Origin of the sequence: Streptomyces sp. NPDC004065, from assembly GCF_044903565.1 — a bacterium.
Taxonomy (GTDB): domain Bacteria; phylum Actinomycetota; class Actinomycetes; order Streptomycetales; family Streptomycetaceae; genus Streptomyces.
This window is the reverse complement of the sequence record NZ_JBJDQT010000004.1, coordinates 35,392-48,922: the sequence shown is the minus strand read 5'-3', so window position 1 is coordinate 48,922 and position 13,531 is coordinate 35,392. Positions and strand designations below refer to the sequence as shown.

The 13,531-nt window shown below is 74.0% G+C and carries 12 protein-coding genes; 9 read left to right on the top strand and 3 right to left on the bottom strand.

Translation table 11 applies throughout. The features are described 5' to 3' along the window. The first annotated feature begins 33 nt into the window (after positions 1-33). The 7 genes from cysC (at position 34) to ACI2LW_RS07565 (ending at position 6,525) form a co-directional block, all read left to right on the top strand. The gene (gene cysC, locus ACI2LW_RS07595) at positions 34-570 is read left to right on the top strand and encodes an adenylyl-sulfate kinase (protein ID WP_404730232.1); all 537 of its coding nucleotides are present in this window, start codon (positions 34-36) and stop codon (positions 568-570) included. After that, positions 567-1,511, top strand: a complete 945-nt coding sequence (cysD, locus tag ACI2LW_RS07590; protein ID WP_404730231.1) for a sulfate adenylyltransferase subunit CysD — start codon at positions 567-569, stop codon at positions 1,509-1,511. Before cysC ends, cysD begins: the two co-directional genes overlap by 4 nt. 2 nt (positions 1,512-1,513) lie before the next feature. Further along, complete coding sequence (locus tag ACI2LW_RS07585) at positions 1,514-2,848, top strand: sulfate adenylyltransferase subunit 1 (RefSeq protein WP_404730230.1); 1,335 nt, start codon at positions 1,514-1,516, stop codon at positions 2,846-2,848. Positions 2,849-2,948: 100 nt separating this feature from the next. Next, complete coding sequence (locus tag ACI2LW_RS07580) at positions 2,949-4,061, top strand: aliphatic sulfonate ABC transporter substrate-binding protein (RefSeq protein ID WP_404730229.1); 1,113 nt, start codon at positions 2,949-2,951, stop codon at positions 4,059-4,061. A 36-nt stretch (positions 4,062-4,097) separates the two neighbouring features. Next, a complete protein-coding gene (locus tag ACI2LW_RS07575) occupies positions 4,098-4,877 on the top strand; it encodes an ABC transporter ATP-binding protein (protein WP_404730228.1) in 780 nt (259 codons plus the stop codon). Beyond that, positions 4,864-5,778 (top strand): ABC transporter permease, encoded by a 915-nt coding sequence (locus tag ACI2LW_RS07570; RefSeq protein ID WP_404730227.1) that lies wholly within the window; start codon positions 4,864-4,866, stop codon positions 5,776-5,778. Before ACI2LW_RS07575 ends, ACI2LW_RS07570 begins: the two co-directional genes overlap by 14 nt. Before the next feature lie 6 nt (positions 5,779-5,784). Beyond that, complete coding sequence (locus ACI2LW_RS07565) at positions 5,785-6,525, top strand: sirohydrochlorin chelatase (protein WP_404730226.1); 741 nt, start codon at positions 5,785-5,787, stop codon at positions 6,523-6,525. Positions 6,526-6,804: 279 nt separating this feature from the next. On the opposite strand, the gene ACI2LW_RS07560 is transcribed toward ACI2LW_RS07565, so the two are convergent. Together ACI2LW_RS07560 and ACI2LW_RS07555 are read right to left on the bottom strand one after the other, a co-directional pair. Then, complete coding sequence (locus ACI2LW_RS07560; protein WP_404730225.1) at positions 6,805-7,422, bottom strand: DsbA family protein; 618 nt, start codon at positions 7,420-7,422, stop codon at positions 6,805-6,807. Between the two features lie 135 nt (positions 7,423-7,557). Continuing rightward, on the bottom strand, positions 7,558-8,100 hold the full coding sequence (locus ACI2LW_RS07555) for a DUF1697 domain-containing protein (RefSeq protein ID WP_404730224.1): 543 nt from the start codon (positions 8,098-8,100) through the stop codon (positions 7,558-7,560). A 240-nt stretch (positions 8,101-8,340) separates the two neighbouring features. Between ACI2LW_RS07555 and ACI2LW_RS07550 the strand changes: the two genes are divergently transcribed. Both ACI2LW_RS07550 and ACI2LW_RS07545 read left to right on the top strand, forming a co-directional pair. Beyond that, positions 8,341-10,599, top strand: coding sequence for an MMPL family transporter (locus tag ACI2LW_RS07550; RefSeq protein WP_404730223.1), 2,259 nt, complete (start codon positions 8,341-8,343; stop codon positions 10,597-10,599). Between the two features lie 301 nt (positions 10,600-10,900). Next, a complete protein-coding gene (locus ACI2LW_RS07545) occupies positions 10,901-11,764 on the top strand; it encodes a phosphotransferase enzyme family protein (RefSeq protein WP_404730222.1) in 864 nt (287 codons plus the stop codon). Between the two features lie 1,007 nt (positions 11,765-12,771). Here the strand turns inward: ACI2LW_RS07545 and ACI2LW_RS07540 are convergent. Beyond that, positions 12,772-13,494: a 3'-5' exonuclease gene (locus ACI2LW_RS07540; protein ID WP_404730221.1), complete on the bottom strand. Its 723-nt coding sequence runs from the start codon at positions 13,492-13,494 to the stop codon at positions 12,772-12,774. Positions 13,495-13,531: the final 37 nt, after the last annotated feature.

The window sequence follows — 13,531 nt, the reverse complement described above, 5'->3', positions numbered from 1 at the left end:
CAGGCCGCGACCATCCCAGACCAGGAGAACCACGTGACGACCGGAGCCACCGTCTGGCTCACGGGTCTGCCGAGCGCCGGCAAGACCACCATCGCGCACGAGCTCGCGGGCCGGCTGCGCGAGGAGGGCCACCGCGTCGAGGTGCTCGACGGCGACGAGATCCGCGAGTTCCTCTCCGCGGGCCTCGGCTTCAGCCGCGAGGACCGGCACACCAATGTGCAGCGCATCGGCTTCGTCGCCGAACTGCTCGCCCGCAACGGCGTGCTGGCGCTGGTCCCGGTGATCGCGCCGTACGCCGACAGCCGGGACGCGGTGCGCAAGCGGCACGAGAAGAACGGGACGGCGTACGTGGAGGTGCACGTGGCCACTCCTCTCGAGGTGTGCTCCGTGCGCGATGTGAAGGGCCTGTACGCCAAGCAGGCCGCGGGCGAGCTGACCGGGCTCACCGGCGTCGACGACCCGTACGAGGAGCCGGTCTCGCCGGATCTGCGGATCGAGTCGCAGCACCAGAGCGTGCAGGAGTCCGCGGCGTCGGTGTACGCCCTGCTCAGCGAAAGGGGACTGGCATGACGACCGTCGCCGAGGTCACGTCGGGCGGCGAGGGCACCCGCAGCCCGTACGCGCTCTCCCACCTGGACGCGCTGGAGTCCGAGGCGGTGCACATCTTCCGCGAGGTGGCGGGGGAGTTCGAGAACCCGGTGATCCTGTTCTCCGGCGGCAAGGACTCCATCGTCATGCTGCACCTGGCGCTGAAGGCGTTCGCGCCCGCCGCGGTGCCCTTCGCGCTGCTGCACGTCGACACCGGGCACAACTTCCCCGAGGTGCTGGAGTACCGGGACCGCACGGTCGCCCGGCACGGACTGCGGCTGCACGTGGCCTCGGTCCAGGACTACATCGACCGCGGGGTGCTCAAGGAGCGCCCGGACGGCACCCGCAACCCGCTGCAGACGCTGCCGCTCACCGAGAAGATCCAGAGCGAGCGGTTCGACGCGGTCTTCGGCGGCGGGCGCCGCGACGAGGAGAAGGCGCGGGCCAAGGAGCGGGTGTTCTCGCTGCGCGACGAGTTCTCCCAGTGGGACCCGCGCCGCCAGCGGCCCGAGCTGTGGAACCTCTACAACGGCCGGCACGCCCCCGGCGAGCACGTCCGCGTCTTCCCGCTGTCCAACTGGACCGAGCTGGACGTGTGGCAGTACATCGCCCGCGAGGGCATCGAACTGCCGCAGATCTACTACGCCCACGAGCGCGAGGTGTTCTCCCGCAACGGCATGTGGCTGACCGCCGGCGAGTGGGGCGGCCCGAAGGACGGCGAGAGGGTCGTCAAGCGGCTGGTGCGCTACCGCACCGTGGGTGACATGTCCTGCACCGGAGCGGTCGACTCCGACGCCGACACCATCGAGAAGGTGATCGCCGAGATCGCCGCCTCCCGGCTGACGGAGCGCGGCGCCACCCGCGCCGACGACAAGCTGTCCGAGGCCGCCATGGAGGACCGCAAGCGCGAGGGGTACTTCTAGAGATGAGCACGACCACCACCGAGCAGCCGGCGGCCACCACCCTGCTGCGGTTCGCCACCGCCGGCTCCGTCGACGACGGCAAGTCCACCCTGGTGGGCCGGCTGCTGCACGACTCCAAGTCGGTCCTCGCCGACCAGCTGGAGGCCGTGGAGCGGGCCTCCGCGAGCCGCGGGCAGGACGCGCCGGACCTCGCGCTGCTCACCGACGGGCTGCGCGCCGAGCGCGAGCAGGGCATCACCATCGACGTGGCCTACCGCTACTTCGCCACCCCGCGCCGCCGGTTCATCCTGGCCGACACCCCGGGCCATGTGCAGTACACGCGGAACATGGTCACCGGCGCCTCCACCGCCGAACTGACGGTGATCCTCGTCGACGCCCGCAACGGCGTGGTCGAGCAGACCCGCCGGCACGCCGCGATCGCCGCGCTGCTGCGCGTCCCGCACGTGGTCCTCGCGGTGAACAAGATGGACCTGGCCGGCTACGAGGAGTCCGTGTTCGCCGCGATCGCCGAGGAGTTCACGGCGTACGCGACCGAGCTGGGCGTGCCCGAGGTCACCGCGATCCCGATCTCCGCGCTGGTCGGCGACAACGTGGTGGAGCCGTCCGCGCACATGGACTGGTACGGCGGCCCGACCGTGCTGGAGCACCTGGAGACCGTGCCGGTCAGCCACGACCTGGCGCACTGCCACGCGCGGCTGCCCGTGCAGTACGTGATCCGGCCGCAGACCGCCGAGCACCCCGACTACCGCGGCTACGCGGGCCAGATCGCGGCCGGCACCTTCCGGGTCGGCGAGGAGGTCACGGTGCTGCCCTCGGGCCGTACGACGCGGATCTCCGGGATCGACCTGCTCGGCGAGCCGGTTCAGGCGGCCTGGACGACGCAGTCGGTGACGGTGCTGCTGGAGGACGACATCGACGTCTCGCGCGGCGATCTGATCGTGCCCGCCAAGGACGCGCCCGCCACCACCCAGGACGTGGAGGCGACCGTCTGCCACGTCGCCGACCAGCCGCTCACCGTCGGCCACCGGGTGCTGCTCAAGCACGGCACCCGCACGGTCAAGGCGATCGTGAAGGACATCCCCTCCCGGCTCACCCTGGACGACCTGTCCCTGCACCCGCACCCGGGCCGGCTCGCCGCCAACGACATCGGCCGGGTGAAGATCCGCACCGCCGAGCCGCTGCCGGTGGACTCCTACGCCGACTCGCGCCGCACCGGATCGTTCATCCTGATCGATCCCGGCGACGGCACCACGCTGACCGCGGGCATGGTGGGCGAGTCCTTCGCCTCCCCCGAGCCCGTGAGCGACCCCGCCGACGACGACGGCTGGGACTTCTGAGCATGAGGGCCCGGCGTCCGGGCCGCGACGAAGACCCGCCGACCTCCCGGCCACGGCCTGACGGACCGTGACCGCCGGGCCTCCGAGAGGAACACCTCCCGTGCCTGCCAACCGAGCGCCCCTGCTGAGCCGCCGCCTCGCCGTGGCCGCCGTGCTGCCCCTGCTGGCCCTCGCCGCCTGCGGCTACGGCTCCAAGGCCGACGACTTGGGCGCCGGACAGCAGACCGCCGCCGGCGCCCGGAAGACCGACGGGCTCGACTCCGTCAGGATCGGCTACTTCGGCAATCTGACCCACGCGACCGCGCTGGTGGGCGTGGAGCAGGGCTTCTTCCAGAAGGCGCTCGGCGGAACCCGGGCCGAGTACCAGGTGTTCAACGCCGGCCCGTCCGAGATCGAGGCCCTCAACTCCGGCTCCCTGGACATCGGCTGGATCGGCCCCTCCCCCGCGATCAACGGCTACACCAGGTCGGGCGGCAAGAACCTGCGCATCGTCGGCGGTTCCGCCTCCGGCGGGGTGAAGCTCGTCGTCGACCCGAAGAAGATCAGGACCCCGGCGGACGTCAAGGGCAAGAGGATCGCGACCCCGCAGCTGGGCAACACCCAGGACGTGGCGTTCCTGCACTGGATCGCCGAGCGCGGCTGGAAGGTCGACGCGCTGAGCGGCCGGGGCGACGTGAAGGTGGTCCGCACCGACAACAAGGTCACCCCGGACGCCTACCGGTCCGGTTCCGTCGACGGCGCGTGGGTGCCGGAGCCGACCGCGTCCAAGCTGGTCGCCGAGGGCGCCAAGGTGCTGCTGGACGAGTCCTCGCTGTGGCCGGACCGGAAGTTCGTGATCACGAACATCATCGTGTCGCAGCGGTTCCTCACGGAGCACCCGGCGGCCGTCGAGGCCGTGCTGAAGGCCTCGGTCGACACCAACAAGTGGATCAACGCCCACCCGGACGCGGCGAAGCAGGCCGCCAACCGGCAGCTGCGGGCCGACTCCGGCAAGGCGCTGCCGGCCGAGGTCCTCGACCCGGCGTGGAAGTCCCTCCGGATCACCGACGACCCGCTGGCCGCCACTCTGGCCACCGAGGCGCGGCACGCCGCCGAGGCCGGCCTGCTCAAGGACCCGGAGCCGGCCGGCATCTACGACCTCACCCTGCTCAACAAGGTCCTCCGGGCCGAGGGCCGGCCGGCCGTCGGCGCCGCCGGACTCGGCGCCCAGTAGTTCCCGTACCCGAAGAGTCCCCAGGAGGTGACGACCATGGCCACGACACTCGCCAGGGCCGCCGAGGCCGTAGCGCACGCGGCGCGCCTCGAGGGCGTCTCGAAGTCCTTCGCGGCACCGGGCGGGCGGCAGCTCGTCCTCGACGACATCAGCCTCGACGTCGCCCCGGGCGAGTTCGTCACTCTCCTCGGGGCCTCGGGCTGCGGCAAGTCCACCCTGCTGAACCTGGTGGCGGGCCTGGACCGGCCCACCGCCGGGTCCATCACGACGGACGGCCGCCCGGCGCTGATGTTCCAGGAGCACGCCCTGTTCCCGTGGCTGACCGCGGGCAAGAACATAGAACTGGCCCTCAAGCTGCGGGGGGTGGCGAAGTCCGACCGCCGCGGCCGGGCCGAGGAGCTGCTGGAACTGGTCCGGCTCAGGGGCGCGTACGGCAAGCGCGTGCACGAGCTGTCGGGCGGCATGCGCCAGCGCGTGGCGCTGGCCCGCGCGCTCGCGCAGGAGAGCAACCTGCTGCTGATGGACGAGCCGTTCGCGGCGCTGGACGCCATCACCCGGGACGTCCTGCACGACGAGCTGACCCGGATCTGGCAGGAGACGGGCGTGTCCGTGCTGTTCGTGACGCACAACGTGCGCGAGGCGGTGCGGCTCGCCCAGCGCGTGGTCCTGCTGTCCTCCCGCCCCGGGCGGGTGGCCCGCCAGTGGACGGTGGACATCCCGCAGCCGCGCCGCATCGAGGACGCCCCCGTCGCGGAGCTGTCCCTGGAGATCACCGAAGTCCTGCGTGGGGAGATCCGCCGCCATGGCCAGCACTGAGACGAAGACGGCCGCGAAGACGCCGGCGGACACGGCGCGGGGCGCCGGCCTGGACGGTGTGGAGGCCGGGCTCGACGCGCTGGAGACCCCGCTCGCCGGCCGTGCGTCCGCCCGGCAGACCTTCGTCCGCAAGATCCTGCCGCCGGTCGTGGCGGTCGCGGTGGCCTTGGTGGTCTGGCAGGCGCTGATCTCGCTGAAGATCGTCGACGACCCGACCAAGCTGCCCTCGCCGGCCGACGTGGGCGCCGAGTTCAAGGACGCCTGGCTGCGCGGCGAGCTGCTCGGCTACATGTGGACGTCCGTCTCGCGCGGCCTGCTCGGCTTCCTGTTCGCGCTGGCCATCGGCACCCCGCTGGGGCTGCTGGTGGCCCGGGTGAAGTTCGTGCGCGCCGCGATCGGCCCGGTGCTGTCGGGCCTTCAGTCGCTGCCGTCGGTGGCCTGGGTGCCGCCGGCGGTGATCTGGCTGGGCCTGGACAACTCGATGATGTACGCGGTCATCCTGCTCGGCGCGGTCCCGTCCATCGCCAACGGCCTGGTCTCGGGCATCGACCAGGTGCCGCCGCTGTTCCTGCGGGCCGGCCGCACCATGGGCGCGACCGGCGCGCGGGGCGCCTGGCACATCGTGCTGCCGGCCTCGCTGCCGGGCTATCTCGCGGGACTGAAGCAGGGCTGGGCGTTCTCCTGGCGCTCGCTGATGGCGGCGGAGATCATCGCCTCCTCGCCCGACCTGGGCATCGGCCTGGGCGCCCTGCTGGAGAACGGCCGCAACGCCAGCTCCATGGCCATGGTGTTCGAGGCCATCATCCTGATCCTGTTCGTCGGCATCGCCATCGACCTGCTGATCTTCAGTCCGCTGGAGCGGCGGGTGCTGCGCGGCCGCGGCCTCCTCGTGAAGAGCTGAACCGCCATGTCCCACCGGTCCGTCCTGCTCGTCGTCGCCCACGGCAGCCGCGATCCGCGGCATGCCGCCACCGTGCACGCCCTGGTGCGGCGGGTGCGGGCGATGCGCCCGGGGCTGCGGGTGGAGACCGGGTTCCTGGACTTCAACGTGCCCTCGGTGCCGGCCGTGCTGGAGTCGCTGGCCGCCGAGGGGGTGCGGGACGTGGTGGCGCTGCCCCTGCTGCTGACCCGGGCCTTCCACGCGAAGGCCGACATCCCGTCGGTGCTGCGGCAGGCGCCGCCGCGGCTGCGGATCCGGCAGGCCGGCGTCCTCGGCCCCTCGCCGCTGCTGGTCCAGGCGCTGGAGCGGCGGCTGTACGAGGCGGGGCTCACCCCCGCCGACAAGCCCTCGACCGGGGTCGTGCTGGCCTCGGCGGGGTCCAGTGACCCGGAGGCGATCGCAGTGATCGCAGATATCGCGCGGGAGTGGCGGCTCACCGGTTGGTGCGCCGTGCGGCCTGCGTTCGCCTCCGCGGCCCTTCCCCGCACCGAGGACGCGGTGCGGGAGCTGCGGGAACTGGGCTGCGAGCGGATCGCGGTGGCGCCCTATGTACTGGCGCCGGGCTTCCTGCCGGACCGCATCGCGCGGGGCGCGGCCGGGGCCGACGTACGCGCCGACGTCCTCGGCCCGGCACCCGAGGTGGCGCGGGTCCTGCTGGAACGGTACGACGCCGCCCGCCACCCCTCGCTCGCGGCGATCGGCGCCTGACACCGGGACGCCGGGACGCCGGGCGCCGGGAGCCCTGCGCCGGGCCCGTGGGACGAGACGTCCGCGGCCGGCACTCCCCCGTGGTGCCGGTCCGCGGACGGTCCTGCCATCGCGCGCCGGAGGCCGCCGTGCAATGGTCCGTACTTGATTCAGCGTTCGGCGGTGCGGATGTGTCACAGGGGATCGGGGCGGCCGGTCGGACTGGGCGGCTGTCCGGACGGCGCCCGTTCGCACGGGGCGGCCGGCCGGACGGGGCAGCGGATCGGGCGGGGTGGCCGGTCAGTCGAAGCGGAGCGACCCCGTGCGGGTGCGCTTGAGTTCGAAGAAGCCGGGGTGGGCGGCCAGGGCCCGGAAGCCGTCGAAGAGCTGTGCGGCCTCGGCGCCGCGCGGCACGGCCCCCAGTACGGGGCCGAACCAGACCGTGCCGTCCACGTGCAGGGTGGGCGTGCCCACGTAGCGGCCGGTGCCGGGTTCGGTCCCGGCCTCGTGGCTGCGGCGCACGGCCTCGTCGTACGCCGGGTCGTGCGCGGCGCCGGCCAGGGAGGCGGGCAGTCCGGTCTCCGCCAGGGCCTCGGCGACGACCGTGTCGTAGTCGTCCCGCCGGCGCTCGTGGATGCGCGTGCCGAGCGCCGTGTACAGGTCGCGCAGCACCTTCTCGCCGTGCCGCTCGGCCGCCGCGACGGCCACCCGCACCGGGCCGATCGACTTGTCGACCAGTTCCCGGTACCAGTCGGGGAGTTCGTTGCCGGCGTTGTGCAGGTACAGGCTCATGACCCGGAGGCGCAGGTCGAGCGGGCGCTCGCGCTCGACCTCGAGCAGCCAGCGGGAGGTGATCCAGGCGAACGGGCAGGCGGGGTCGAACCACAGGTCGACACGGGTGGGCGAGTCGTGCGTCATGGCGCCGACGGTAGTACCCGACCGGGCCGGCGTCCCGGCCCAATCACGCGGTCTCCGCATGGCCCAATCGGCGTGAACCCGCCGCGTACGCCTCGGCCGGCAGGCGCGGTGACCGGCCGAACAGCCCGGTGTCTTCTAGGCGGTGAGTTCGGCCAGCTTGGTCACCGTGTTCCAGTTGCGCGTGGTGGCGATCACGCCCTTGTTCAGCCGGGGACGGGACAGGGACGCGGCGAGCCTGGAGCGGCCGAGCCCGTCGGGCGCGTACAGGTACAGGGCGCGGTCGCCGAGCCGGAACTCCTCGGGCAGATACACCTCCTGGTCGACCTCCGCGAAACGGGCCGCGTCGACGGGTGCGGAGAAGTAGGTGACGTGCAGCTGCCGGCCCTCCAGTCCGGCGGCCGGGAACGGGCACGCCTCCACCACGGCCCGCAGATAGCCGTGGTCGCGGACGATCACGTCCACGTCGAGGCCGAACCGCCCGCCGATCGCCTCGGTGAGCCCGGCGGCCAGGGACTCCTCGTCGCCGTGCGCGCAGGTGAAGACGGCCTGCCCGCTCTGCAGATACGTGCGCACGCCGGTGTGCCCGAGCTCCTCCATCACGGCCCGCAGCCCGGCCATCGGAAGCTTTCTGCCGCCGCCCACGTTGACACCGCGCAGCAGCGCCGCATACGTCGTCATCCGCCCACCCTAGTGCTGCGACCGCTGATCACCCGCCCCTGGGGGTTCTCCCCCGCCCGGCCGGATAGGTGTAGGGGGCCACTGTCCTCCCCAGTGCGGAGGCGCCGGGGTCCGCGGGGATGAGCCGCGCGCGCCGCAGCTCACCTGCCGGTACGAGGAGTTGGCCTTGTCCCGCGCCTACCTTCGAATCGGAAGGTGGCGGCAGGGGTCGCCACCCTGTACGAGGGGGGAAGGCCCGTCATGGAGAACGATCGACCGCGGGTGCGGGGGCTGGCCGCACGGGCCGGCGGCTGGAGCGCCCGGCACCGGTGGGCGGCCGTCGGCATCTGGGTGCTGTTCGTCGTCCTGGCCATGGGACTCGGCTCGGCGGCGGGCCGGGTGGACGTCAACGAGAGCGACCAGCTCAAGGGCGAGACGCACACCGCGGCCAGGATCATCGAGGACGCCGGCATCGAGCGGCCCGCGAGCGAGACGGTCCTGATCCAGGCGAAGGACGGCACCACCACCGCGACGGACGCCGGTTTCCGGGCGGCCGTCGGGGACGTGGTCCGCGCCGTGCGGGAAACCGGCCGCGTCACGGCCGTGACCTCGCCGTACGACACGAAGACGATCTCCAAGGACGGCCGCAGCGCGCTCGTGCAGTTCGAGATGCGCGGCGACGCGGACACCGCCGGGGACCGGGTGGAGCCGGTGCTGAAGGTGGTCGAGGGCGTCCAGCAGAAGCACGGTTCGCTGCGGATCGAGGAGATCGGCGGCGCCAGCATGCAGAAGCAGTACGCCGACGCGTTCGGGGACGACTTCCAGCAGGCCGAGTACTCGGCCGTGCCGGTGGCCCTCGGCATCCTGCTGATCGCGTTCGGCGCGCTGGTGGCCGCGCTGCTGCCGGTGGCGCTGGCGATCACCGCGATCATGGCCACGATGGGCCTGATGGGCATCGTCAGCCATGTGCAGCCGATGAGCGACACCGCCAACTCCGTGATGCTGCTGGTCGGTATGGCGGTCGGCGTCGACTACTGCCTGTTCTACCTGCGCCGGGAGCGTGAGGAGCGGGCCGCGGGACGGGACGCCTCCACCGCCCTGCGCATCGCCGCCGCGACCAGCGGACGCGCGATCATCGTCTCCGGTGTCACGGTGTGCGTGGCGATGGCGGGCATGCTGTTCACCGGGCTCGCCGAGTTCGAGGCGATGGGCCTGGCCTCCCTGATGGTGGTGGCGGTCGCCATGGTCGGCTCGGTCACCGTGCTGCCCGCGCTGCTGTCCCTGCTGGGCGAGCGGGTGGAGAAGGGGCGTATCCCCTTCCTGCGGCGCCGGGCCGGCCGCGGCAACGGCAACGGTGACGGCGGGAGCAGGTTCTGGACGGCCGTGCTGCGCCGGGTGCTGGCCCGGCCGGTGGTCTCCGTGGCCGTGGCCGCCGGTGCGCTGCTCGCCGTCGCGGCGCCGGCGCTCGGCATGAAGACCTCGCAGCTCACCCTGGACCAGGAGTTCGGTGACTCGCTGCCGATCGTGCAGACGTACAACCGGGTCAACGAGGCCTTCCCCGGCGGCTCCGAGCCGGCCCAGGTGGTCGTCGAGGCCAAGGACATCGAGGCGCCCGAGGTGCGGGCGGCGCTGGCCCGGTTCAAGGAGGAGGCCGTCTCCTCGGGCGCCTCGCGCGGCCCGGTGGACGTCAAGCTGTACCGGGCGCAGAACGTCGCGTTCGTCTCCGTGCCCCTGGTCGGCGGCTCCGACTTCGACAAGGCGGGCAAGAGCCTGGAGAAGCTGCGCGACGAGGTGCGGCCCGCGACGCTGGGCAAGGTCGAGGGGCTGCGGGCGCCGGTCACCGGGCAGGTCGCCGGCTCGCGCGACTTCAACGACCAGCTCGTCGGCTCCGTCGTGCCGGTGTTCGCCTTCGTCGTGGTGTTCGCCTTCCTGCTGATGCTGCTGTCCTTCCGCTCGCTGACCGTCGCGATCACCTCGATCGTGCTCAACCTGCTGTCGGTGGGCGCCGCCTACGGCATCCTCGTGGCCGTCTTCCAGCACGGCTGGGGTGCCTCCCTGGTGGGTGCGCAGGGCGTCGGCGCGATCGTCACCTGGCTGCCGCTGTTCCTGTTCGTGATCCTGTTCGGCCTCTCGATGGACTACCACGTGTTCGTGGTCTCCCGGATCCGCGAGGCGCGGCTGCGGGGCCGCTCCACCAAGGAGGCGATCCAGCACGGCGTGGTCACCACGGCGGGCGTCGTCACCAGCGCCGCGGTGATCATGGTGGCGGTGTTCGCGATCTTCGGCACGCTGTCGATGCAGTCGATGAAGCAGATGGGTGTGGGCCTGGCGGCGGCGGTGCTGATCGACGCCACGGTCATCCGGGGCGTGCTGCTGCCCGCGGTGATGGCGCTGCTGGGCGAGCGCAACTGGTACCTGCCCCGGTGGCTGCACCGCCTGCCGGACCTCACCCACGACGAGGTCGCGGAGGCGGTGGCCGCACCGCCCGGGCCCAGGGAGCACGAGCGCCTGAAGGTCTGACCCCTCTGCTCCGTACAGGGCGTCCGTATACGGCAATACGGCACCCGTCGGCACCCTCGGCACCCGTCGGCTCCGGGCGAGCCGGCGGGTGCCGCCGTCGCTCCGGGCGCCCGGGTCGCTCCGGGTCCCGGCCGCGGGGGCCCTGGCGCGGGGACGGCCCGGGGCCGCCGTGGCCTGCGGGGATGGGAGACTGGGCCCCGTGCCCGCGCACCGGCGCGGTCGCACACGACGGACACGGACGCGGACACGGGCGCGGACACCTGTCCGGACGCGGACACCGATGCGGAGGCGGGAGCGGGCGATGGACGAGGCGCGGGCGCGGGACGTACTGGCCGCGGCGCGAGTGCTGCCGGACGCGGCGCGCGGCGCACGGCTGCTCGCCCTGGGCGAGAACGCCGTCTTCGCCTCCGGTGACCTCGTGGTCAAGGTGGGCCGCGACGCCGAACTGCTGGAACGGGCACGGCGCGAGCTGCGGATCGCGGCCTGGCTGGCCGAGGCCGGCGTCCCGGCGGTGCGGGCCGCCGAGCCCGAGGCACTGCTGGTGTACGGCCATCCGGTGACCGTCTGGCACCGGCTGCCCGATCCGGTACGGCCCGCCGAGCCGCGGGACCTGGCCGTACTGCTGCGCGCGGTGCACGCCCTGCCCGCGCCCGCGTTCGAACTGCCGCCCAGGGACCTGCTGAGCGGGGTGGAACGCTGGCTGCGGCTCGCGGGCGACGCGATCGACCCGGCGGACGCGGCGTATCTGCGCGCGCGCCGTGACGGCTTCGCGGCGGCCGCCGCCGCGCTCACCCCGCACCTGCCGCCCGGCCCCATCCACGGGGACGCGCTGCCGCGCAACGTGCACATCGGCCCGGACGGTCCGGTGCTGGTCGACCTCGAGACCTTCTCCGCCGACCTGCGCGAGCACGACCTCGTCGTCATGGCCCTGTCCCGGGACCGCTACGGCCTGCCCGCACCGGCCTACGACTCCTTCACCGCGGCCTACGGCTGGGACGTGCGGGAGTGGGAGGGCTGCCCGGTGCTGCGCGGCGCGCGCGAGACCGCGAGCTGCGCCTGGGTCGCCCAGCACGCCCCGCACAACCCCAAGGCGCTGGCCGAGTTCGAACGCCGGGTGAAGTCCCTGCGGGACGGCGACGACACGGTGCGCTGGTACCCCTTCTGACTCCCCGTCAGGGATGCGCCCACGGATACCGCCGGCCGCACCCCGGGTGCCGAACGCACCGGCGGGCGCACGTCCGGCCCGCCAGCGGATGCCGCCCCGAGGCCCCCGGCAGATCCCCACCCGGCGCATCGACAGATCCCGTCCCGGGCCCCCAGGCGCACGCCCGCCCCGAGGTCTCCGGCAGGCCCCCGCCCCCGCCGTCCGGCAGAACCCCGCCCGCGCCCCGGCGGGCACGCGCCCGGGCACACCGGCAGGCGCGCGCCCGGGCCCCCAGGCGCACGCCCGCCCCGAGGCCCCTGGCGGAACCCCTCCCGCGCCCCCGGCGGGCGCGTGTCCGGGCTCCTCGGGAGATCCCCGCCCGGCACGTCGGCGGATGACCCCCCGGGTGCACCGGTGGGCGCCGACACCTGGCCTCCGGCAGATCCCCGTCCAGGCGCACCAACGGGTGCCCACCCGGGGTTCCCCGGCGGAACCCCGCCCGCGCCCTCCGACGGGCACCCGTTCGAGCTCCTCCGGCGGGTGCCCGTCCGGGCTCCTCGGCAGGTCCCCGCCCGGCGCATCGGCGGATGCCCAACCGGGCCTTCCAGCAGATCCCCACCCGGCCCATCGGCGGATCCCGTCCGGGCCCCCAGGCGCACGCCCGCCTCGAAACCCCCGGCAGGCCCCCGCCCCCGCCCCCGCCGTCCGGCAGAACCCCGCCCACGCCCCGGCGGGCACGCGCCCGGGCACACCGGCGGACGCGCGCCCGGCCCCTCAGGCCGACGCCCGCCCGAGGCCCCCGGCGGGCCCCCGCAGGGCGCCGGTCCCGGCCCCGCGCAAGGCCGTGCGGTCCCGGCCCCGTGCCGGGGCGGCGGCGCGCAGGCCACGGCGGCCCGGCCGTCACATGGCCCGCGGCGTCCGGCCCGGCCGGCACCCGGCCCACGGCGTCCGGCCCGGTGGCGTACGCCGCACGATGCGCGGCCCGCGAGCCCCGGCCCGCGGCCGGCCGCCGTGCGGCCCCGCCGCGGTCAGACCGGTTCGTCCGCCGGTGCCCGCAGTGGCCACGAGCCGTCGACCACCGCGTCCGGGTCGCCCTTGCGGCGCAGGAAGGCCTGGAAGTCCGCCGCCCAGGCGGCGTACCACTCGATCTGGCGGCGGTGCAGCTCCGCCGGGCCGAGCGCCGCCACCTTGGCGTGGCGGCCGGCTATCGCGCAGGCCAGCCGGGCCGCGGCGAGGGCGTCGGCCGCGGCGTCGTGGGCGGAGTCGAGGACCACGCCGTACTCCCCGCAGACCGCCTTCAGGGTGCGCTTGCCGGGCCGGTAGCGGTCGGCCCAGCGGTCGATGGTGTACGGGTCGATGACCGGTCCGGGCTCCGCGCCGTCGAGGCGCTCCCGCAGCGACGGCAGTGCGTACCGCCGCAGTTCGGCGGAGAGCAGGCTCAGGTCGAAGGCGGCGTTGTACGCGACCACCGGTACGCCCGTGCGCCAGTAGCCGGTCAGCACGTCCGCGATGGCGTCCGCCACCTGGTCGGCCGGCCTGCCCTCGGCCGCCGCCCGCTCGCCGCTGATGCCGTGCACCGCCACCGCGTCGGCCGGTATCGGGACCCCGGGGTCGGCCAGCCACTCCCGGCGCCCGCCCGGCAGCCCTCCCCGGAGCTCGACGACGGCCCCTGTGACGATGCGCGCCTCGCGCGGGTCCGTGCCGGTGGTCTCCAGGTCGAAACCGATCAGCAGCTCCCGGTGCCAGCCCATGGCGGCCCCCCTCCTCGGTGGTGCTCTCCCCCAGTCG